The organism is Mycobacterium sp. E3305 (assembly GCF_001666785.1).
In the GTDB taxonomy this organism is placed as follows: Bacteria; Actinomycetota; Actinomycetes; order Mycobacteriales; family Mycobacteriaceae; genus Mycobacterium.
Window position 1 is genome coordinate 21,904 of record NZ_LZJA01000232.1, and the last position, 21,256, is coordinate 43,159.

The window sequence follows — 21,256 nt, forward strand, 5'->3', positions numbered from 1 at the left end:
GCGACCCGCTTCACCCGGCTCCGCCGCGCTCACGATCGCCGCTAGCCCGATGGCGGCGACCCGCTTCACCCGGCTCCGCCGCGCTCACGATCGCCGCTAGCCCGATGGCGGGCTACTGCTGGTAGACCCTCGGATCCAGGGTGCCGATGTACGACAGGTCGCGATAGCGCTCGTCGTAGTCCAGGCCGTAGCCCACGACGAAGTCGTTGGGGATGTCGAAGCCCACATAGGCGATCTCGACGTTGGCGCCCTTCGCGTCGGGCTTGCGCAACAGCGTGCACACGCGCAGCGACCGCGGATGGCGGCTGGTGAGGTTGCGCAGCAGCCAGGACAGGGTCAGGCCCGAGTCGACGACGTCCTCCACGATCAGCACGTCGCGGCCCTGGATGTCGCGGTCCAGGTCCTTGAGGATCCGCACCACACCGGACGACGACGTGGAGGACCCGTAGGAGCTGACGGCCATGAACTCGAACTGGGTGGGCACCGGAATCGCCCGCGCCAAGTCGGTGACGAAGATCACAGCGCCCTTGAGAACGGTGATCAGCAGCAGATCCTGGCCGGTCTCGGCCATGACGTCGCGGTAGTGCCCGCCGATCTCTTCGCCGAGTTCGCCGATTCGCGCCTGGATTTGCTCGGCGGTGAGCAGGACCGACTTGATGTCCCCCGGGTACAGCTCCACGGGCTGCGCGGGGGTGATCGCCGAGGAGATCTGGGCCACGCCCACAGAGTGCCACGCCAACGGCCGAATAACCAACGGCGACCCCGGTATTGCGGTTACCGGACCGGTTCGCGCCACAGGGTCAGGACCCCGTCGCGCCGCCCCGCGATCAACCGCTCGTCACGCAACGCGGACCCGACAGCCACCCCGCCCTGCCCGCGCCAGGCGGTGACGAGGGCGTCGACACCGCGGATCTGCTTGTCCGTCAAGCCGGTTGCGCCTCCCGCCAGAAGCCAGCCGCGGATCACCCGGCGCCGCACCGCGGCGGGAAGCGCGGCCAGGGCCTGCGCCTGCAGCCCAGCCTCGGCCTTCACCTCGGGCAGCGCCCGGGCAGCGAGGGAGTCGATCAGCTCGGTGTCCTCGCGCAGCGCCGTCGCCGTGCGGGCCAGCGCCTCGGCCACCCCGCCGCCCAGTACGTCCTCCAGCAGCGGCAGCACCTCGAGGCGCAGCCGGGTCCGCGTGAAGCGGCGGTCGGAGTTGTGCGGATCCTGCCACGACGTCACACCCAGCTCGAGGCACGCTGCGTGGGTCACGGCGCGCCGAACACCCAACAACGGCCGGCCCCACGGCGGGTCGTACGGCCGCATCCCGGCGATCGACCGCACACCCGACCCGCGACCCAACCCCAGCAGCACGGTCTCCGCCTGGTCATCGAGCGTGTGGCCCAGCAGCACCGGCCCGTCGTGGTACGCGCTCAGCGCGGCATAGCGGGCCGCGCGGGCCGCGGCTTCGGGGCCACCTTCGTTCCCCACACGCACGCGAACCACTTGCGCCGCAACGCATCCCAAACCGACGGCTTGCGCCCGGGCGGTTTCGGCGACGCCGGCCGAGTCCGGCTGCAGGCCGTGATCGACGATCACCGCGGTGGTGGGCCGCAACTGGGCCGCCACCGCGGTCAGCGCGAGCGAATCGGGGCCGCCGGACAGCGCCACACACCACTGCTCGACGGTGGCGACGTGAGCCTTGACGAACGCCTCGACAGCCGCACGCAGCTGCCCTACAGCACCCTGTCGATCCATCGCTGGGGGTCCTCGATCTCGGCGGGCAGGGGCAGCGTCTCGGGTCCGGTCCAAATGGCGTTGAACCGCTCCATACCGACCTTGCCCACCACGTGGTCGACGAACGCCTTGCCGCGGGTGTACTGGCTGAGCTTGGCGTCGAGACCCAGCAAAGCGCGGAGCAGGCGCTGCAGCGGCGGTTGCTTGCGGTTGCGGCGTTCGTCGAACCGGCGGCGGATGGTGGTGACCGACGGCACCACCATTGGCCCGACGGCGTCCATCACATGGTCGGCGTGGCCCTCCAACAGCGTGCCGAGAACCAGCAGCCGGTCGAGGGCCTGCCGCTGCGGCTCGGACTGCACGGCGCGCACGAGGCCGACGATTCCCGACGGGCTGTCCGGCGCCCCGTTGCCGCGGTTGCGCACGTAATCCGCGAGCCGGCTCGCCACCTGCCCGACGTCTTCACCAACGTCCCGGGTCAACAGCGCCAGCGCCTGCGACATGTGCTCGGAGAGCCACGGGTTGGCGGTGAACTGCACCCGGTGCGTCACCTCGTGCAGGCAGACCCACAGCCGGAAGTCGGAGGGCTCGACCCGCAGTTGCCGCTCGACGGCGATCACGTTCGGATACACCAGCAGCAGGCAGCCCTGCTTCGCGGCCGCGAACGGGTCGTACTGGCCGAGGATCCCGGACGACACGAACGCCAGCACGGCGCCGGTCTGCGCGCCGGTGACGCGGCCGGTGAGGAAGCCCCGCGGCTTCTCGGCGCCGTTCATCATCACCCGCATCGACTCCGCGGCCGCGCCGATCCATTGCGGGCGGTCGACGATGCGGGCGGCAGGCACGGCGCCCTGGGTGACCAACCCGGTGACCTCACGCACCGGCGGTTCGGCCTTTGCGGCCGAGTTGGTCAGCTCGTCGATCACCTGCCGCCGGGTGTAGTCGCTGGACGGCGGCCCCGGCCGGGCCAGCCGCTGGCCGACGGTGGCCGCGAAGCCCCAGTCCACCGCGGTGCCGAGCGTCAGCTCCGAGGGCGGGCTCATGAGCACCCGCACGACCACAGCTTGGTGGCCAGGGCGTCCATCGCGTTGCGGCCGTTGGGTCCGGCGGCGTTGGAGATGAAGGCGAACGTGAGCACCCGTCCGCTGCGGTCGGTGAGCACGCCGGCCAGGGCGTTGACGGCGGTCAGCGATCCGGTCTTGGCGCGCAACCAGCCGGCCGGCCCCTGATTGGAGCCCGCATCGGTGAAACGGTCGCCCAGCGTTCCGCTGCCTGCGGCGATCGGAAGGAGGTCCAGCAGCGCCCGCAGCGCCGGCTGGTCGGGTCCTGCGGCCGCCTGCAGCACGCCGTCGAGTGTCTTGGCGGTCAACCGGTCGTCGACGGAAAGCCCGCTGGAATCCATCAGCGTGATGCCGCCGGTGTCGACGTGCGCGGTGCTCAACCGGTTGGACACGGCATCGGCGGCGCCGGCGAAGCTGCGCGGCCGGTTGATCGCTGCCGCCACCTCGCGGGCGATGCATTCGGCCATCACGTTGTCGGAGTGGTCCATCATCTCCGACAGCCGCTGGACCAACGGCGCCGACTGCACGACGGCCAGCTGCCGCGCGCCGGACGGGGCCGTCGCGACCGTCACCGCCGCGGGGTCCAGGCCAAGGGCCTTGGCCAGCTCCCGCCCGGCGTCCAGCGCCGGGGTGCGGGAGCGCCGGGAGTTGACGGTGGTCGGTTGGATGCGCCCGGCGTCGATCATCACCGACTCGATCGGCGCGATGTCGCCGTTGTCGACGTCGGCCGCGTCCCATCCCTGCGCCATCGTCGGCCCGCTGAACGCCGAGGTGTCCACCTGCACCGCGGTTGGCGTCACGCCACTGCGGCGGATCTGCTCGACGAGGTCGCTGATCCGGGCCGATCCGCGGTACCAGGTGTCGACGCCGGGCGGCGCGGCCGACAGCGCCGGGTCACCTGCACCGACCAGCACGACGGGCCCCTGGGCGTTCTGGCTGCCGGCCACCACCCGCGTGCTGATCCGGGCCTGATGGTCCAGCGTGAGCAGGGCCGCGGCCGCCGTCAGCACCTTGTTCGTCGACGCCGGCACCAGCGGCATGTCGTTGGCGACCTGCCAGAGCTCTTTTCCGGTCAGGGCGTCGGTGACCCGGGCGCCCAACCTGCCGAGGTTGGGATCGGCGGCCACGGCCCCCAGCACGGCCGCCACCCCGGCGGGGCTCGGTGTCTCGGCGGTGTCGCTGACCGGGACCATTCCCGGCTTGACGGTCGGCGCGTGTGGGGGCGGCATCGGGGCGTGCGAATTGTTGCCGCCGTGCCCCGCCGAGGTGAAAAACGTTGCCGCCGCGACCACCGCGGCGACAAACGCCAGCACGGCCAACCCGACGAACACATGGGTGGATTTTTGCCAGCGAGTGGGACCCATCGCTCTCCTGACTGTCTCCCGCCCATTCTGCCGAATCCGCCGCACAGGCCTCGACTAGGGTGATCCCCGACGCAAACGGACCACCGCGAAACGCCCAGATCTAAGGAGCGCCCAGTGCAATTCGACGTGACCATCGAGATTCCGAAGGGCCAGCGCAACAAGTACGAGATCGACCACGAGACCGGACGTGTGCGTTTGGACCGCTATCTCCACACCCCGATGGCCTATCCCGCTGATTACGGGTTCATCGAGGACACCCTCGGCGAGGACGGGGATCCGCTGGACGCGCTGGTGCTGCTGCCCCAGCCGGTGTTCCCGGGTGTGCTGATCGAGGTGCGGCCGGTGGCGATGTTCCGCATGGTCGACGAGAAAGGCGGCGACGACAAGGTGCTGTGCGTGCCGGCCGGCGACCACCGGTGGGATCACGTACAGGACATCGGCGACGTCCCGCAGTACGAGTTGGACGACATCAAGCACTTCTTCGAGCACTACAAGGACAACGAGCCGGGCAAGTTCGTCAAGGCCGCCGACTGGGTCGGCCGCGCGGACGCCGAGGCCGAGGTGCAGCGCTCGGTGGAGCGGTTCAAGTCGAACGGGCACTGACGCCTTACGGCGTGCGGTGACGCTCACGGCGTAACCGCACACCGGTTTCCGGTGGCATCCTGTCGATGTGACCCCGGTGTTGCATTTCGCGGCCAACTTCTGGTGGCTGGTCTTCCCGCTGGGCGGCGCAATCGGTGGAGGCCTTCGGGCCGTCGCCGCCGCGAACGAGCGGCGGGCCGAGCGACGGCTCGAACGGTATCGGCTCAAGCAGCAAGCCAAGATCGCGGTGGCCGAGGCCTCCGGGCGGGCGCGGACGAACCGGGACAGCGACCGACGAGAGATCGCCAAACTCGTTGAGGCGCATGATCGGACCGACGCGCGGTGGCTCGACTACGAGGTCGATATCGCGCGATTGCTGGACTTCCCGATGATGACCGATATGCGGGCTCCCCTGACCGTCGCGTTTCACAAGGCGAAGCGGCATGCGGACCTACTGCGGCCGGAACCGCCCGAGGGTCTGCTTGGCGACCGCGACGCGTTGGCCGAATACCGCGACGCCGTCCACGAGTACATCAGTGCGTTCGAGATCGCCGAGGCGGAGGCGATGCGCCGGCGCCGCAGCGACTTCTCGGCGGACGAGCAACAACGGATGGCGCGGGCCCAGAGCCTGCTGCACCTCGCGCAGGACGACGCCGCCACCCGCGAGGAGCGACAGCATGCCTACGTGCGGGCGAGCAAGGAACTGGACGGCCTGATCGCGCTGCCCGCCCCCGCGAGGGTCAGCATCGAACGGCGCATCGCGGGCCAGATCGAGGCCTAGGCCGCCGGCGACGCGGCCGCCCTGGCCTGGCGCCGATTGCGCAACACGCTCCAGCCCAGCGCCGCCCCGATGAACACCACGCCCACGGAAGCGGTGAGGGCGTCGGGAACCTCGAAGTGCGGGTTGATCGACAGCAGCATGATCACCGCCAGCACGCCGATCGCCCAGTGCGCGCCGTGTTCCAGGTAGACGTAGCGGTCCAGCGCTTCCTGCTTGACCAGGAAAATGGTGATGGACCGGACGAACATCGACCCGATCAGCCCGAGGCCCAGCGCGATGACGACGGGGTCCGAGGTGATCGCGAACGCGCCGGTGACCCCGTCGAACGAGAACGCGGCGTCGAGCACCTCGAGATAGAGAAACATGGTCAGCCCGGCCTTGCCGGCCGCCTTTCCCGCCGAGGCCGCCTCGATGTCCGGCGGCCGAAACGCCCGGCTCAGACCGTTGACGACCAGGTACGTCACCAGCCCGAGCAACCCGGCCGTCAGCACCGTCGCCCGCTCCGCACCGGAATGCGCCAATCCCGTTCCCACCAGGACCAGCGCTACAGCGGCCACCGCCACCGGCACCTGGCCCAGCCGCCCGATGCGGGCGAACGGGATCTCGATCCACTTGAGCCACTTGATGTCTCGGTCGTGGAAGACGAAATCCAGGAACAGCATCAGCAGGAAGGTCCCGCCGAACGCCGCGATCTGCGGATGCGCGGCGGCGATCAGCTTTTCGTAGCTCGGTGAGCCGTCGGGGAATTCCAGCGCGCCGTGCGGCGGCGGATGCAGCGCCAACTCCATCGCACGAACCGGATCGAGGCCCGCGGTCGCCCACACGATCAACAGCGGGAAGAGCAGCCGCATCCCGAACACCGCGATCAGAATCCCGACGGTCAGGAACATCTGCCGCCAGAACGGGCTCATCTGCTTGAGGATCGCGGCGTTGATGATGGCGTTGTCGAACGACAGCGAGATCTCGAGGGTGGCGAGCACCAGCAGTAGGAAGAGGTCCTTCAGGCCGCCGTGGGCATATCCGACCGCGAGGGCCGCCACGGTGACCAACAGCGAGATCCCGAAGATGCGCAAGGCGGCCAAGGTCCTTTCCGACAGCCGCCCACGATAGCGAACAGCGGTCGCCGCCGCAGACCCGTGTCCACGGGACTTACTATTTTCAGATTGTGGCGATGCCCGAAGTCGGCGGTACCCCAGCGTCCACCGGCGCCGGTCCGATCACGCGCGGCAGCGTGGCCCGGGTCGCCACCGCGACGGCGCTGACCGCCCTGTGCGGGTACGCGGTCATCTACCTCGCCGCCCGCGACCTGGCGCCGGGCGGCTTCTCGGTGTTCGGGGTGTTTTGGGGGGCCTTCGGTCTGGTCACCGGCGCCGCGAACGGTCTGCTCCAAGAGACCACCCGGGAGGTCCGCTCGACCCGGCACCTCCCGGATGTCCTGCGCGTTGCCGACGAACCGCGGACCCACCCGCTGCGGGTCGCCATGCTGGTCGGGGTGGGCGCGGCCGTGGTGATCGCCGGCACCTCGCCGCTGTGGAGCGGGCGGGTCTTCGTCGAGGAACGCTGGATGTCGGTCGGGCTGCTCAGCGTCGGGCTGGCCGGGTTCTGCGTGCACGCCACCCTGCTGGGCATGCTGGCCGGCACCGATCGGTGGACCGGCTACGGAGCGCTGATGGTCACCGATGCCGTCATCCGGGTCGCCGTCGCCGCCGCGACCGTCCTGCTCGGCTGGCGCCTGGTCGGCTTCCTGTGGGCCACGGTCGCGGGCGCGGTCGCGTGGCTGATCATGCTGGTCGCGTCGCCCTCGGCCCGGGCGGCCTCCCGGTTGTTGACACCCGGCGGGGCCCAGACCTTCCTCCGCGGGGCCGCCCATTCGATCACCGCCGCGGGCGCCAGCGCGATCCTGGTGATGGGGTTTCCGGTGTTGTTGAAGCTGACCAGCAACGAGCTCGGCGCCGAGGGCGGGGTGATCATCCTCGCCGTGACGCTGACGCGGGCGCCGCTGCTGGTGCCGCTGACGGCCATGCAGGGCAACCTGATCGCGCATTTCGTCGACGCGCGCAGCGACCGCATCCGCGCCCTGATCGCCCCGGCCGGCATCATCGGGGGCATCGGCGCGGTCGGGGTGCTGGCCGCCGGGGTGGTGGGCCCCTGGCTGCTGCGGGTCGCGTTCGGGCCGCAGTACCACGCCGGCGGGGCGCTCCTGGCCTGGCTGACGGCGGCCGCGGTGGCGATCGCGATGCTGACGCTCACCGGTGCGGGCGCCGTCGCGGCCGCGCTGCACCGGGCATACGCGCTGGGCTGGGTGGGCGCGACGGTCGCGTCGGGCCTGTTGCTGCTCCTGCCGCTGGCGCTGCAGACGCGCACCGTGGTCGGCCTGTTGTGCGGCCCGCTGGTCGGAATCGGCGTTCATCTGGTGGCGCTGGCGCGCGCCGACCGCTTAGCCGGCTGATCCTGGCTAACCTGGTGGGCTAGATGGTTACTGAAGCCAAATACTCGGGCGCCTGGATCGTCATCCCGGCCTTCAACGAAGCTGCCGTCATCGGCGAGGTGGTCGCCGATGTGCGTTCCGTCTTCGACAACGTCGTGTGCGTGGACGACGGCAGCACCGACGACACGGGCGAGATCGCCAGGCGCGCCGGTGCTCACCTGGTGCGCCACCCGATCAACCTGGGGCAGGGCGCGGCCATCCAGACCGGCGTCGAGTACGCGCGCAAACAGCCTGGGGCGCAGGTTTTCGCCACGTTCGACGGTGACGGGCAACACCGGGTCAAGGATCTGGCCGCGATGGTCGACCGGCTCTGCGCGGAGGACGTCGACGTCGTCATCGGGACGCGGTTCGGCGCCCGTGTCGGCGCCCGGCCGCCGTTCCTGAAGCGGCTCGTGCTGCAGACCGCCGCACGGCTGAGCCGGCGCGGTCGCCGACTTGGCCTGACCGACACCAACAATGGGCTGCGCGTCTTCAACAAGAAGGTCGCCGACGGGCTCGACATCACCATGAGCGGGATGAGCCACGCCAACGAGTTCATCATGCTGATCGCCGAAAACCATTGGCGCGTGGTCGAACAACCGGTAGAGGTGCTCTACACCGATTACTCGAAGTCGAAGGGCCAGCCGCTCCTCAACGGGGTGAACATCATCTTCGACGGGTTCCTGCGAGGGAGGACTTCACGATGAACTGGATCCAGGTGCTGCTGATCGGGACGATCATCGCGCTGCTGGTCTACCTGCTGCGGTCCCGCAGGAACGCGCGGTCCCGGGCCTGGGTCAAGGTCGGCTACGTCGTCTTCGTGCTGGCCGGCGTCTATGCCGTGCTGCGGCCCGACGACACCACGGTCGTCGCGAACTGGTTCGGGGTGCGCCGCGGCACGGACCTGATGCTCTACGCGCTCGTCATGGCGTTCTGCTTCACCACGCTCAGCACCTACATGCGGTTCAAGGACCTCGAGCTGCGCTACGCGCGCCTCGCCCGGGCGGTCGCGCTCGAGGGCGCCGAGGAGCCCGACGCTCCTCAATCCGCGTCGAACGTCTAGCCCCAAGGCCCGCGTGCACTCAAGCCGCGAACGCACACCCGAGCTGTACCCACGCTCGGCGCAACGTCAAAGAGCGCGCGTCTTGCGGAAGTACTCGACCGTGCGGCGCACGCCGTCGTCGAGCCCCACCCGCGGCCGCCACCCCAAAACCCGCTCGGCCAAACCGATGTCGAGGCACGACCGCCTCAGGTCGCCCAGCCGCGGCGGGTGAAACTCCGGGTCGTCGGGCGCGCCGACGGCGGCGGCCACCGCCGAGTGCAGTTGCCGGTCCGAGGTTTCCACGCCGGTGCCCACGTTGAAGCGCTGACCGCCGCCCGCCTCGCCGGCGGCCTTGACGAAGGCGTCGACCACGTCGTCGACGAACACATAGTCGCGGGTGTTGCCGCCGTCGCCGAACACCTTGGTGGGCTTGCCCGACAGCAGCCCCTGGGCGAATATCGCCACCACGCCCGCCTCCCCGTGCGGGTCCTGGCGGGGGCCGTAGACGTTGGCCGGCGCGATGTGCGAGCAGTCCAAGCCGTAGAGGTGGCGGAAGGTGTTCAGGTAGATCTCGCCGGCCACCTTGCCCGCGGCGTACGGCGAGGCAGGGTCGGGCTGCACCGATTCGGGGGTCGGATAAACCGGCGGCGTGCCGTAGATGGACCCGCCCGACGAGGTGTGCACGACCTTGCGCACCCCCGTCTGCCGCGCCGCCTCGGCCAGGCGCACCGTCCCGACGACGTTGACCGAAGCGTCGAACTGTGGGTCGGCGACCGAGTGCCGCACGTCGATCTGGGCAGCCAGGTGGAACACCACCTCGGGCCGGTGCTCGTCGAGGATCGCCCGCAGATCGGCGGTGACGATGTCGGCCTCGACGAAGACGTGCGACGGGTTGTCGGCCAGGTGCTCGAGGTTGGTCGCACGGCCGGTGGCGAAGTTGTCCAGCCCCACGACCGCGTGGCCGTCGGCCAGGAGGCGGTCGACTAGCGTCGACCCGATGAATCCGGCTGCTCCGGTGACCAGTGCGCGCACCGGCCCACCATACATAGCGGCCGTGGCCATCGCGCTGATCGCCGCTGCGCTGGGCATACGCGCGGCGCTGGCGTTCGGGGGCTACTTCTACTGGGACGACCTGATCCTCATCGGCAAGGCCGGCACCCACAACCTGCTGTCGCCGGCATACCTGTTCGACGACCACGACGGCCACGTCATGCCCGGCGCCTTCCTGGTCGGCGGCGCGATCATCCGGCTGGCCCCCCTGAACTGGACGGGGCCGGCGATCAGCCTGCTGGTGCTGCAGCTGCTGGCCTCGCTGGCGCTGCTGCGGGCCCTGCACGTCATCCTGGGCTGGCGGCCGGTGCTGCTGCTCCCGCTGACGTTCGCGCTGTTCACCCCGCTGGCGGTGCCGGGGTTCGCCTGGTGGGCGGCGGCGCTGAACTCGCTGCCGATGCTGGCCGCGCTGGCCTGGGTGTGCGGCGACGCCGTGCTGCTGGTCCGCACCGGCAACGGGCGCTACGCGGTGACCGGGACGATGGTGTACTTCGGCGGGCTGCTGTTCTTCGAGAAGGCCGCGGTGATCCCGTTCGTCGCGTTCGCGGTGACCGCGCTGCTGCGCCACGTGCAGGGGGATCGGGCGGCGCTGCTCACGGTGTGGCGGGCCGGGCTGCGGTTGTGGATCCCGACGCTGTCTTTGACCGCGGGCTGGATCGCGCTGTACCTGGCTGTGGTGAACCAGCGGCGCTGGAGTTCGGACCTGGCGATGACCTCCGAGCTGCTGGCGCGATCGATCACCCACGGCATCGTGCCGGGGCTGGCCGGCGGGCCCTGGCATTGGGACCGCTGGGCACCCGCCTCGCCGTGGGCGACGCCCCCGCCGTTGGTGATGGCGCTCGGCTGGCTGGTGCTGGCGGGCACCCTCGCGGTGTCATTGCTGCGCAAGCAGCGCATCGGGCCGGTGTGGGTGACCGCCGCCGGCTACGCGGTCGCCTGCCAGGTGCCGATCTACCTGATGCGCTCGTCGAAGCAGACCGCACTCGAACTCGCCCAAACCCTGCGGTATTTCCCGGATCTCGTGTTTGTGCTCGCGCTGCTGGCCGCAGTCGCGTTGTGCGCGCCGAACCGGCCCGCCGCGCCGCGCTGGCTCGATGCCTCGCCCAGGCGCGCGGCGGTGACGCTGGGCCTGGCGGTGTTGTTCGTGGCCAGCAGCCTGTATTCGACGGCGACGTTTTTGACCAGCTGGCGCGACAACCCGGCCCAGCCCTATCTGCGGAACGCTCGGGCCGACCTGGCCGCGGCACACGCCGCCTCGACCGCCCCGCTGCTCGACCAGGAGGTCGATCCGCTGGTGCTGCAGCGGGTGGCGGCACCGGAGAACCTGGCCAGCCACCTGTTCGCCCTGCTCCGGGATAGGCCCGAATTCGCTTCGGCGACAACGCAATTGCGGATGCTGGACAGCTCGGGCCGACTGGTCAAGGCGCGGGTGACCTGGGTGCGGACGATCGTTCCGGGACCCATGCCGCAGTGCGGGTATTTCGCGCAGCCGGACAAGCCCGCGCGCCTGGTTCTCGACGGACCGCTGTTGCCGGCCGACTGGAGCGTCGAGCTCAACTACCTGGCCAACAGCGAGGGAACCATGACGCTGGCGCTGACGCAGGGACCGGAAGCCAAGGTGCCCGTGCACCCGGGCCTCAACCGCGTCTTCGCCCGCCTGCCGGGCGCCGGGGATGCGATCACCGTGCGCGCCAACACCACCGCGCTGGCGTTGTGCGTCGCGTCGGGCCCGGTGGGTTTCCTCGCGCCGGCCTAACGCGCGTCACGTCTGAGCTCAGCGAACGTCTGAGCGCGTCCGGTCACGGCTTTCACGGAGGCGACGGCGCCGGCGGCGACGCGGGCGATCCCGGCGGCGTGCAACGAGGCCGGCTTTCCGACGAATGGTTCGGAGCCGGCACCCAGGCCACCCCGGTAGGCGCCGTGGATCGTGACATGGAACGGAACGTCGTCGCCCGCGGAGAACAAGTCGTTGACCACGACGCCGCGCGGATCGAGCACCGCTTGGTGGGTGGCGCCGATGCGTTCGTCGTCGATCTCGTGGACGTCGGCGTCGGCGAGATCTCCCCTTTCCAGCCACGCGCGCACGATTGCTTCGGCGTCGGGGTCGGCGGGCACCGCCTCGGTCGACATCCATGGATCGATGTGCGGCGGGATCAGCGGATGCGCTTGGCCGCCGGCGATTTGGGCCCGCATCGCGAAGTAGTCCTGCTCAACGTAGTTTTCCGTCAAACGAGTGCCGTTCCACTTGTACAGTCCGACGCCGCGCCAGCAGGTGAGAGCGCGCTTCTGTCCCGCCGGCATGGCCGCGTGCTCACTGAAGTGCATGCACAGGCGATCGCCGTTGAGCACGAACTCGTGCACGACGATGCCCAGACCCGGTGCGGCGTCGAAGATTTGGCGAACGGCGTCGGCATAGGTGGTCGACCGGACGAGCGCCAGGCCGTTGATGTGCACGACGTAGTCGGGCTCCATGATCTCCGCGCAGACCGATTGGTCGTGCGAGTTCGTATAGTCGATGCAGTAGCGGCGCATCAGCGCGACGAAGGGATGCACCTCACTCGTCCGGGCCGAGAAGCTGTGATACACAAAGAGATTCGGGGACGCGCTCGATGCCGATGGCCCGGTCGATGGCTTCGTGCAGATAATAGATCCGCCGCTCGTGGTAGCCGAGCCGCAGCGACTCGAGGGCTCCTGCGTTCAGCGACCGCTGGGCGCCGGGCAGGACGCCGAGGTCCTCGAAGAGCACCTGGGACAAGACCGCGATGAAGGCGTCGTGGGTCTCCCGGTTGCCCTCCGCAGCGAGCGACGAACACCAGTGGACGCGGTACGTCGACGTGGCCGGGCCGGTCGGCCAATTCGTGATCAAGAAGACGAACCCGGCGCCGTTGAACACGATGCTCAGGTTCGGGAAGACGTGGTAGGAGAACGTGCCCTGGAATGGCAGATCACCGAGGCCGGGAAATACGCACGGGAACGGTGAGAGCGATTCGCCGTCGATGCCGTCGCGATACGAGACGAGCATCCGGGAATGGCCGTTGCGCAGCAGCTGTATGCCGGTCGCCGACTGCTGAAGTGCGCGCGCGGCCGTGGCGCGGTGCACGTAGTTGACATGGTAGGTCTCGAGATTGGCGTCGACGGGCAGCTTCCAGTTGACCGGGACGTCGCGCACCGTGCGATCCACCAGGTGCAGCCGCCCGTCGAGCTCGGCGAAGTCGCTCAGCTCCTCGCCGACCGGCCCGAGAAACGCGGACAACGGCTGCGCATCGCGGTCGAGGTTGACGAACACGAGGGGTCCCCACGACTCGCACCGGACCTCGGCCAGGCCGTGGCACGTAGGGTCCAGGCCGGAGAAGTTGGACGCCTCGGGGTAGCCGACAAGTTTCCCCTCGAGCGAGTACGTCCACGCGTGGAACGGGCACGTGAGCCTGCGGCCGACGTTGCCCCGCGACTCTTCGACGAGCGCGGCCCCCCGGTGCCGGCAGGTGTTGTAGAAGGCGCGAACGACGTTGTCCCGGCCGCGGATCAGCATGACCGGCTTGTCGAGCTGCTCGAGCAGGAGGTAGTCGCCGGGGTTGCGCAGCTGATCGGCGTGGGCGACGAACAACCACGAGCGCGAAAAGACCGCGGCGGCTTCGAGCTTGGCGAAATCGGCGTCGAAATACCGCCCGGCGGGCACGGGCGGGAGCACCGGGAAGTCCGGCGGATACACCCGCCGATCCGCCTCGGCTTGCGCGTGCCGCTTTACCCCGTCCATCACCCGCGAGCCCATCGCCACCATCCGATTATATGAATGGTCGTTCATTTATCAAGACATGCTGCCTTCTGCCCGCAAGAATGGCGAGCATGCCGAACAAGCAGAAGGCGCCCGCGCGTCGCCCGCGGGGCCGCCCGCCGAACTCGGACGGGCAGTTGACCGCGCAGCGACTCCTTGACGCCGCGGCGACGGTATGCGTCGAAAGGGGTTTTGAGGGGAGCACGCTGCCACGGATCGCGGAGCGGGCGGGCGTCTCACCGACCGCCGTGTACAACCACTTTCACAGCCGGGAGGAATTGCTGTACGCGGCGGCGGTGCGTGCCCTCGACCAGATCACCGCGGCCGCGCTGCGGGCGGGACGCGGTGCCGGGACCCTGCAAGCGATCGCGATGGCCTACCTGCGGCCGGAGATGACACAGAACCGCCGGCTGATCGCCGAGCTGCACCTGGCCAGCCGGCGCGACGAGCGGTTGGCGTCCCTGATCGCGCAGTGGCATCGGGATTACGCGGACCGCTTCGTCGGAACCCTGGGGGCTGATCCAAACCCGCAAGCCACGACGAAAGTCGTGTTTCTGCTGCTCCTCGGGCTTTGTCACTTCGATGACCTGTCGGCGATCAGGGCGTCGCGCGCCGCGGTTAGCGAGCGGGTGGAGCGCCTGATCGAGGTGCTGCTACCGGATGGAGCCACCTAGGAGAATCGAACTCCTGACCTGCTCATTACGAGTGAGCCGCTCTACCGACTGAGCTAAGGTGGCGTGCCCTTCAGGGCGGCACGAGTCTACGGCAGCGGGGCGGGCACCCCCAAGTTAGTCGCGCAGTTCCTGGCCGAAGGTGGCCACCATCGCGTCGACGGCGAACTTGGGCTTGACGTTGATCGCCAACGCTTCGCGGCACTCCAGGACCGCTTCGATGCAGCGCAGCAGCCGCTGCGGCGAGGAGTGCGCGGCCAGCGCCGACACCCGGTCGGCCATGTCCGGATGGTTGTGCCGCACCGACCCGGCACCGGCCGAGACCATCAGCGCATCGCGGAAATAAGTGGCCAGGTCGATCAGCGCCCGGTCGAGCGCGTCGCGCGAGGCCCGGGTCTGACGCGACTTCTGCCGCCGCTCGAGGTCCTTCATCGCGCCCGTGGCGCCGCGCATCGCCCCGGCGGTGCCCTTGCCGGTGCCGCCGGCGCCCAGGGCCGTCCGCAGCTCCTCGGTCTCGGCCTCGGCGCGGTCCGCGGTGAGCACCACCGCCTCGGCTTCCGCCGCGGCGACCAGCTCCTCGGCGGCGGCGTAGGCCCGCGACGGGGTCGCGGCGTCGCGCACCAGCGCCAGCGCCCGTTCCCGGCGCTCGCGGGCCTCGGGATCGGTGGCCAGCCGCCGCGCCCGGCCCACGTGGCCGCCGCTGACCGACGCCGCCCAGTCCGCGGTCTCGGGGCTCAGGCCGTCGCTGTCGACCAGCACGCGGGCGATCGCCTCGGTCGGCGGGGTGACCAGCGCGACGTGCCTGCACCGGGAACGCAGCGTGATGGCGATGTCCTCCGGATCCACCGACGGCGCGCACAACAGGAACACCGTCGACGGCGGCGGCTCCTCGACGACCTTGAGCAGCGCGTTGGCGGCGCCCTCGGTGAGCCGGTCGGCGTCCTCGATCACCACGATCTGCCGGTGCCCGGTCGCCGGACGCCGCGACGCGATCTGCACGATGGCCCGCATGTCGTCCACCCCGATCGACAGCCCCTCCGGGACCACCCGGCGGACGTCGGCGTGGGTGCCCGCCATGGTCGTGGTGCAGGCCCGGCACTGACCGCACCCCGGTTCCCCGTCGGAGGTGCACTGCAACGCGGCGGCGAAGCACAGCGCCGCGACCGAGCGCCCCGACCCGGGAGGACCCGTGATCAGCCACGCATGTGTCATAGTCCCGTCGCCCGCGCCGCTGTGAACCAAGTCACCGCGGGCCGCCCTGGCGGCGGCGAGCAGCTCGGCCGTCACCACGTCCTGGCCTACCAGCCGCGTAAACACCCCGGACATCACCGGTAACAGTAGCCACCACCGCCGACATATACCGATCGGCCACCGGATCGCGACGATCCCGTTACATTTGGCCTCTTTTCGGCCTACGCGGGGACGCGTCGAGATCGTTGTAAGTTTCCGACAAGTCCCTGCTGACCGATACGGTGGGATCGTGGCAACACCGGCAGCACTGCCCGGGCGGATCAGCGGATTCGTCCGGTGGGTGGTGCGCACGCCGTGGCCGCTGTTCTCGCTGAGCATGCTGCAGGCCGACATCATCGGCGCCCTCTTCGTACTCGGCTTCCTGCGTTACGCGCTGCCGCCCGAGGACCGCATCCAGCTGCAGGATCTCCCGGTGCTGAACCTGGCGGTCTTCGGCACCGCGCTGGTGGTGCTGTTCCTGGCCGGCTGGATGGTGAACCTGAAGCTGCTGATGCCGGTCTTCCGCTGGCAGCGCCGTGACAACCTGCTGGCCGAGGCCGACCCGGCCGCCACCGAGCTGGCCCGTAGCCGCGCCCTGCGAATGCCCTTCTACCGCACGCTGATCAGCATGGTCGCCTGGTGCATCGGCGGGGTGGTGTTCATCATCGCCAGCTGGTCGGTGGCCCGGTTCGCGGCGCCCGTCGTGGCCGTCGCCACCGGGCTCGGCGCGGCGGCGACGGCCATCATCGGCTACCTGCAGTCCGAGCGGGTGCTGCGGCCGGTCGCCGTGGCGGCCCTGCGCAGCGGCGTCCCCGAGAACGTCCAGGCGCCGGGCGTCATCCTGCGGCAGATCCTGACCTGGATGCTGTCGACCGCCGTCCCGGTGCTGGCCATCGTGCTGGCGGTGATGGCGGACAAGGCGTCCCTGCTGCACGCCACCCCCGAGAAGCTGTTCACGCCGATCCTCCTGCTGGCGCTGGCGGCGCTGGGCATCGGCTTCGTCAGCACCCTGCTGGTCGCCATGTCCATCGCCGACCCGCTGCGCCAGCTGCGGTGGGCGCTGTCGGAGGTGCAGCGCGGAAACTACAACGCGCACATGCAGATCTACGACGCCAGCGAACTCGGCCTGCTGCAGGCCGGCTTCAACGACATGGTGCGCGACCTGTCCGAGCGGCAGCGGCTGCGCGACCTGTTCGGCCGCTATGTCGGCGAAGACGTGGCCCGCCGGGCGCTGGAGCGCGGCACCGAGCTGGGCGGCCAGGAGCGCCACGTGGCGGTCCTGTTCGTCGACCTGGTCGGCTCCACCAAGCTCGCCGCGACCCGACCGCCCGCCGAGGTGGTCCACCTGCTCAACGAGTTCTTCCGGGTGGTGGTCGAAACCGTCGGTCGGCACGGCGGTTTCGTCAACAAGTTCCAGGGCGACGCCGCGCTGGCCATCTTCGGGGCGCCGATCGAGCATCCCGACGCGTCCGGTGGCGCGCTGGCCGCGGCCCGCGAGCTGCACGACGAGCTCCTCCCGGTGATCGGTTCGGCGGAATTCGGGATCGGGGTGTCGGCGGGCAGGGCGATCGCCGGGCACATCGGCGCGCAGGCCCGCTTCGAGTACACGGTGATCGGCGACCCGGTCAACGAGGCCGCCCGGCTGACCGAGCTGGCCAAGCTGGAGTCCGGCCACGTGCTGGCGTCGGCGATCGCGGTCAGCGGCGCGCTCGACGCCGAGGCCTTGTGCTGGGACGTCGGCGAGGTGGTCGAGCTGCGCGGCCGCACCGCCCCCACCCAGCTGGCCCGGCCGGTGAAGCTCGCCGGATCCACGGACTCCCAGCCCGTGCGGTCCGCCGAGGAGCTGCACAGCGAGTCGATCGGCCCCGGCTACTAGGGCCTAGGTGCGCTTGGCGGCCTTCTTGGCCGGCGCTTTCTTGCGGGCGGCCTTCTTCGCGGGCCGCTTCACCGGACCGCGCGCCCGCCGGTCGGCCAGCAGTTCGGCGGCGCGCTCGTCGGTGATCGACAGGACGTCGTCGCCCTTGCGCAGGCTCGCGTTGGTCTCGCCGTCGGTGACGTAGGGCCCGAACCGGCCGTCCTTGATCACCATCGGCTTGCCGGTCGCCGGGTCGGCGCCCAGCTCCCGCAACGGCGGCGCGGCCGCCCCCTGCCTACCGCGGCGTTTGGGCTCGGCGTAGATCTTCAGCGCCTCGTCCAGCGTGATCTCGAAGATCTGCTCCTCGGTCGCCAGAGAACGAGAATCGGTGCCGCGCTTCAGGTATGGGCCGTAGCGACCGTTCTGCGCGGTGATCTCCTCACCGGTCTGCGGGTCGACTCCGACCACCCGGGGCAGCGACAGCAGCTTCAGCGCGTCCTCGAGCGTGACGCTCTGCAGGTCCATGCTGCGCAATAGCGAGCCGGTGCGGGGCTTGGGCCCGGTGGGCTTCTTCCCCTTCTTCGCCGGGGCGCCACCCTCCTCGTCGGGCGGCGGCGGCAGTACCTCGGTCACGTACGGCCCGTACCGGCCGTCCTTGGCGACGATCTCGTGACCCGTTTCCGGGTCGACGCCCAACGTGCGCCCCTCTTGCGGCGTGGCGAACAGCTGCTCGGCCACCTCCAGCGTCAGCTCGTCGGGCGTCAGCGAGTCGTTGAGGTTGGCCCGCTGCGGCGTCGGTTCACCGTCGTCGCCGGTCACCATGCGTTCCAGGTAGGGCCCGTTCTTGCCCACCCGGACGTACACGGGGCGACCCTGCTCATCGTCAAAGAGCTTGATGGAGTTGACTTCTCGGGCGTCGATCCCTTCGAGGTTGACGCCGACGAGTTTCTTGAGACCACCGGAGCGTGCCACCGAATCGGCCACGCCATGGTCACCGCCGAAGTAGAAACGGTTGAGCCAGTCGGTGCGCCGCTCCTGCCCGGAGGCGATCGCGTCGAGTTCGTCCTCCATCGCGGCGGTGAAGCCGTAATCGACGAGCCGGCCGAAATGCTGTTCCAGCAAACCGGTTACGGCGAATGCGACCCAGGAGGGCACCAGGGCGCTGCCCTTCTTGTGCACGTAGCCGCGGTCCTGGATGGTCTTGATGATCGACGAGTACGTCGACGGCCGGCCGATGCCCAGCTCCTCGAGCGCCTTCACCAGCGACGCCTCGGTGTAGCGTGCCGGCGGGTTGGTGGCGTGGCCGTCCGGGGTGAGCTCGATGGCGTCCAGCCGCTGACCCTGCGTCAGCTGCGGCAGCCGGCTCTCCGCGTCGTCGGCCTCGCCGCCGGCCAATTCGTCGACGGTCTCCACGTACGCCTTCAGAAAGCCGGCGAACGTGATGGTGCGCCCGCTGGCCGAGAACACGACCTGGCGGCCGCCGGATTCACCGTTGATCCGCAGGCTCAACGTCGTCCCGCGCGCGTCGGCCATCTGCGAGGCCACGGTGCGCTGCCAGATCAGCTCGTAGAGCCGAAATTCGTCGCCGTCGAGCTCGCGGCGCACCGCGTCCGGGGTGGCGAACGCCTCGCCGGCGGGCCGGATGGCCTCGTGCGCCTCCTGGGCGTTCTTCACCTTGCGGGTGTACTGCCGCGGCGACGGCGAGACGTATTCCTCGCCGTAGAGCTGACGCGCCTGGGTGCGCGCGGCGTTGATCGCCGACTGCGACAGCGTGGTCGAGTCGGTACGCATATAGGTGATGTAGCCGTTCTCGTAGAGCCGCTGGGCGATGCTCATGGTGCGCTCCGACGAGAACCGCAGCTTGCGGCCCGCCTCCTGCTGCAGCGTCGACGTCATGAACGGCGCGTAGGGCCGCCGGGTGTACGGCTTCTCCTCCACCGAGGCGACCGCCAGTTGGGCGCCGCGCAGCCCGGCGGCCAGCTCGGTCGCCTGGGTCTCGTTAAGAACGGTGACCTCGTCGGCCTTGCGCAGCTGGCCCAGCGAGTCGAAATCGCGGCCGGTGGCCACGCGCAGGCCGTCAACGCCTGCCAGCCGGGCGGAGAAGGTGGGCGGTGACGCCTGCGGGTCGGACACGCTGGCGTCCAGCTGGGCCACGATGTCCCAGTAGGAGGCGCTGCGGAACGCCATCCGGTCGCGTTCCCGCTGCACGATGATGCGGGTGGCCACCGACTGGACCCGGCCCGCCGACAGCTTCGGCGCCACCTTCTTCCACAGCACCGGGCTGACCTCGTAGCCGTAGAGCCGGTCCAGGATGCGGCGGGTTTCCTGCGCATCGACCAGGTCGATGTCCAGGTCACGGGGGTTTTCGGCGGCCTCGAGGATGGCCGGCTCGGTGATCTCGTGGAACACCATCCGCTTGACCGGGATGTTCGGCTTCAGGGTTTCCAGCAGGTGCCAGGCGATCGCCTCGCCCTCGCGGTCACCGTCCGTGGCCAGATAGAGCTCGTCGACGCCCTTGAGCAGGCCCTTCAGCTCGCTGACGGTGCTCTTCTTCTCCGGGCTGATGATGTAGAGCGGTTCGAAGTCGTGGTCGACGTTGACTCCGAGCCTCGCCCAGGGCTCCGACTTGTATTTCGCCGGCACGTCGGCCGCGGCGCGGGGCAGGTCGCGGATGTGGCCGCGGGAGGATTCCACTATGTAGTTGGAGCCCAGGTAGCCGGCCAGTTTGCGCGCCTTGGTCGGCGACTCGACAATGACGAGTCGCCTACGGCTCCCAGCCCGGCCGCTCTCGCGGTCCTTGAGATTCGGGTCGGCCAACTACGCTTACGCTCCATCCTTGATCTCGGCCCCCCTGCGAGGCCGCCCCGCAGAAGAATGACAGGCCAGCGCCAGAAATTCCGGGGAAATTCAGATACGCCAGCGTTCCTTCGCCTTCGGGCACCTGACAATTTCCCACCCTTGGGCGCGACTGCGCAAACCGACTGCCCGCAGGACAAATCTTTTTCCGCGGTTATACCCGCGGCCACACCGCTGACGCGTCAACGCCGTCTGGGGCTTCGCCCACGTTCTCTACCAGGCGTGATAGCCGACGACGGCCGCTGATCCGCAGCGCCGGGCGGCCGCCGCGGGTGCCAATCAATGTCGGCGCGATTCCGACCCGCATCAAAGCCGACGCAAGCGGGGAATGGGTATCGGGCGCGTGGGGATCGAGACCCAGAAGGTAATGGTCGCCCTCCGGATGACCGGCCGCCAGCGTCCAGGCCCGCAATTCACGCGGTCCGGGCAGCCAGCGCGGCGGCACCGTCTTGACCGCCCCGCGCGTCCATTCGGCCGCCAGGCTCACCAAGGCCGGGGTCACCGCCGTACGCACCAACGGCGTGTCCTCGTCGGTCCGGCAGATCTCGGGTTCCAGCCCCGCCTCGCGGATCATCTCGGCCAACGCGGCGGCGCGCCAGGCCTGATCCACCACCACGGAAAGGCGCGCACCCTGCCCCTCCGGCCCGCCGACCAAGACGATCTGACCGGAAGCCGCCAGCACCCCGGAGAGATCGGCGACCGCGGGGGGCACCGACTCCGCTGTGAAGAAGGAAAGCTGGCTCACGCCACCGACAGTAGGCCAGGTCCGCCATCCGCGTCTTGAGGCAACCGGCGCGGCGTCGCAAACC

19 protein-coding genes and 1 tRNA gene are annotated in these 21,256 nt (G+C 69.9%); 8 read left to right on the plus strand and 12 right to left on the minus strand.

Annotation, left to right across the window (positions count from 1 at the left end):
• Nucleotides 1-112: 112 nt before the first annotated feature.
• The 4 genes from hpt to dacB are packed head-to-tail and all read right to left on the minus strand — an operon-like array spanning nt 113 to nt 4,141.
• Nucleotides 113-724, minus strand: coding sequence for a hypoxanthine phosphoribosyltransferase (gene hpt, locus A5701_RS21850; protein ID WP_067758765.1), 612 nt, complete (start codon nt 722-724; stop codon nt 113-115).
• A 50-nt stretch (nt 725-774) separates the two neighbouring features.
• Entirely contained in the window at nt 775-1,737 is a 963-nt protein-coding gene (gene tilS / locus A5701_RS21855; protein WP_067758770.1) for a tRNA lysidine(34) synthetase TilS, read from the minus strand.
• Complete coding sequence (locus A5701_RS21860; RefSeq protein WP_067758822.1) at nt 1,716-2,759, minus strand: zinc-dependent metalloprotease; 1,044 nt, start codon at nt 2,757-2,759, stop codon at nt 1,716-1,718. Before A5701_RS21860 ends, tilS begins: the two co-directional genes overlap by 22 nt.
• A complete protein-coding gene (gene dacB, locus A5701_RS21865) occupies nt 2,756-4,141 on the minus strand; it encodes a D-alanyl-D-alanine carboxypeptidase/D-alanyl-D-alanine-endopeptidase (RefSeq protein WP_156670204.1) in 1,386 nt (461 codons plus the stop codon). Before dacB ends, A5701_RS21860 begins: the two co-directional genes overlap by 4 nt.
• Before the next feature lie 114 nt (nt 4,142-4,255).
• Between dacB and A5701_RS21870 the strand changes: the two genes are divergently transcribed.
• Nucleotides 4,256-4,744, plus strand: coding sequence for an inorganic diphosphatase (locus A5701_RS21870; protein WP_067758773.1), 489 nt, complete (start codon nt 4,256-4,258; stop codon nt 4,742-4,744).
• A 67-nt stretch (nt 4,745-4,811) separates the two neighbouring features.
• The gene (locus A5701_RS21875) at nt 4,812-5,504 is read left to right on the plus strand and encodes a hypothetical protein (protein ID WP_067758779.1); all 693 of its coding nucleotides are present in this window, start codon (nt 4,812-4,814) and stop codon (nt 5,502-5,504) included.
• Here A5701_RS21875 and A5701_RS21880 read toward each other — a convergent pair.
• Complete coding sequence (locus A5701_RS21880) at nt 5,501-6,586, minus strand: DUF475 domain-containing protein (protein ID WP_067758783.1); 1,086 nt, start codon at nt 6,584-6,586, stop codon at nt 5,501-5,503. The genes A5701_RS21875 and A5701_RS21880 overlap by 4 nt on opposite strands.
• A gap of 89 nt (nt 6,587-6,675) precedes the next feature.
• Between A5701_RS21880 and A5701_RS21885 the strand changes: the two genes are divergently transcribed.
• The 3 genes from A5701_RS21885 to A5701_RS21895 are packed head-to-tail and all read left to right on the plus strand — an operon-like array spanning nt 6,676 to nt 9,034.
• Entirely contained in the window at nt 6,676-7,953 is a 1,278-nt protein-coding gene (locus tag A5701_RS21885; RefSeq protein WP_067758785.1) for a hypothetical protein, read from the plus strand.
• A 23-nt stretch (nt 7,954-7,976) separates the two neighbouring features.
• Nucleotides 7,977-8,678 (plus strand): glycosyltransferase family 2 protein, encoded by a 702-nt coding sequence (locus tag A5701_RS21890; protein WP_067758786.1) that lies wholly within the window; start codon nt 7,977-7,979, stop codon nt 8,676-8,678.
• Nucleotides 8,675-9,034 carry a DUF2304 domain-containing protein gene (locus A5701_RS21895; protein ID WP_067758790.1) on the plus strand — a complete coding sequence of 120 codons (360 nt, stop codon included), beginning with the start codon at nt 8,675-8,677 and terminating at the stop codon, nt 9,032-9,034. Before A5701_RS21890 ends, A5701_RS21895 begins: the two co-directional genes overlap by 4 nt.
• Nucleotides 9,035-9,100: 66 nt before the next feature.
• Here the strand turns inward: A5701_RS21895 and A5701_RS21900 are convergent, their stop codons facing one another.
• The gene (locus tag A5701_RS21900; RefSeq protein ID WP_156670205.1) at nt 9,101-10,045 is read right to left on the minus strand and encodes an NAD-dependent epimerase/dehydratase family protein; all 945 of its coding nucleotides are present in this window, start codon (nt 10,043-10,045) and stop codon (nt 9,101-9,103) included.
• On the opposite strand from A5701_RS21900, the gene A5701_RS21905 reads away from it, so the two are divergent.
• Nucleotides 10,011-11,819: a hypothetical protein gene (locus tag A5701_RS21905; RefSeq protein WP_197505032.1), complete on the plus strand. Its 1,809-nt coding sequence runs from the start codon at nt 10,011-10,013 to the stop codon at nt 11,817-11,819. The two genes, A5701_RS21900 and A5701_RS21905, sit on opposite strands and share 35 nt — an antisense overlap.
• On the opposite strand, the gene A5701_RS21910 is transcribed toward A5701_RS21905, so the two are convergent.
• The gene (locus A5701_RS21910; RefSeq protein ID WP_067758796.1) at nt 11,816-12,616 is read right to left on the minus strand and encodes a hypothetical protein; all 801 of its coding nucleotides are present in this window, start codon (nt 12,614-12,616) and stop codon (nt 11,816-11,818) included. The genes A5701_RS21905 and A5701_RS21910 overlap by 4 nt on opposite strands.
• 1 nt (nt 12,617) lies before the next feature.
• A complete protein-coding gene (locus A5701_RS21915) occupies nt 12,618-13,865 on the minus strand; it encodes an aromatic ring-hydroxylating dioxygenase subunit alpha (protein ID WP_156670206.1) in 1,248 nt (415 codons plus the stop codon).
• Between the two features lie 41 nt (nt 13,866-13,906).
• Between A5701_RS21915 and A5701_RS21920 the strand changes: the two genes are divergently transcribed.
• Nucleotides 13,907-14,509: a TetR/AcrR family transcriptional regulator gene (locus A5701_RS21920; protein ID WP_197505034.1), complete on the plus strand. Its 603-nt coding sequence runs from the start codon at nt 13,907-13,909 to the stop codon at nt 14,507-14,509.
• On the opposite strand, the gene A5701_RS21925 is transcribed toward A5701_RS21920, so the two are convergent.
• A tRNA-Thr gene (locus tag A5701_RS21925) sits at nt 14,497-14,572 on the minus strand. The two genes, A5701_RS21920 and A5701_RS21925, sit on opposite strands and share 13 nt — an antisense overlap.
• A 51-nt stretch (nt 14,573-14,623) precedes the next feature.
• On the minus strand, nt 14,624-15,832 hold the full coding sequence (locus A5701_RS21930; RefSeq protein ID WP_067758806.1) for a DNA polymerase III subunit delta': 1,209 nt from the start codon (nt 15,830-15,832) through the stop codon (nt 14,624-14,626).
• 70 nt (nt 15,833-15,902) lie between these two features.
• On the opposite strand from A5701_RS21930, the gene A5701_RS21935 reads away from it, so the two are divergent.
• A complete protein-coding gene (locus A5701_RS21935; RefSeq protein ID WP_369807439.1) occupies nt 15,903-17,612 on the plus strand; it encodes an adenylate/guanylate cyclase domain-containing protein in 1,710 nt (569 codons plus the stop codon).
• 3 nt (nt 17,613-17,615) lie between these two features.
• On the opposite strand, the gene topA is transcribed toward A5701_RS21935, so the two are convergent.
• Entirely contained in the window at nt 17,616-20,408 is a 2,793-nt protein-coding gene (gene topA / locus A5701_RS21940) for a type I DNA topoisomerase (protein ID WP_067758811.1), read from the minus strand.
• 193 nt (nt 20,409-20,601) lie between these two features.
• Nucleotides 20,602-21,192 carry a hypothetical protein gene (locus tag A5701_RS21945; protein ID WP_067270664.1) on the minus strand — a complete coding sequence of 197 codons (591 nt, stop codon included), beginning with the start codon at nt 21,190-21,192 and terminating at the stop codon, nt 20,602-20,604.
• Nucleotides 21,193-21,256: the final 64 nt, after the last annotated feature.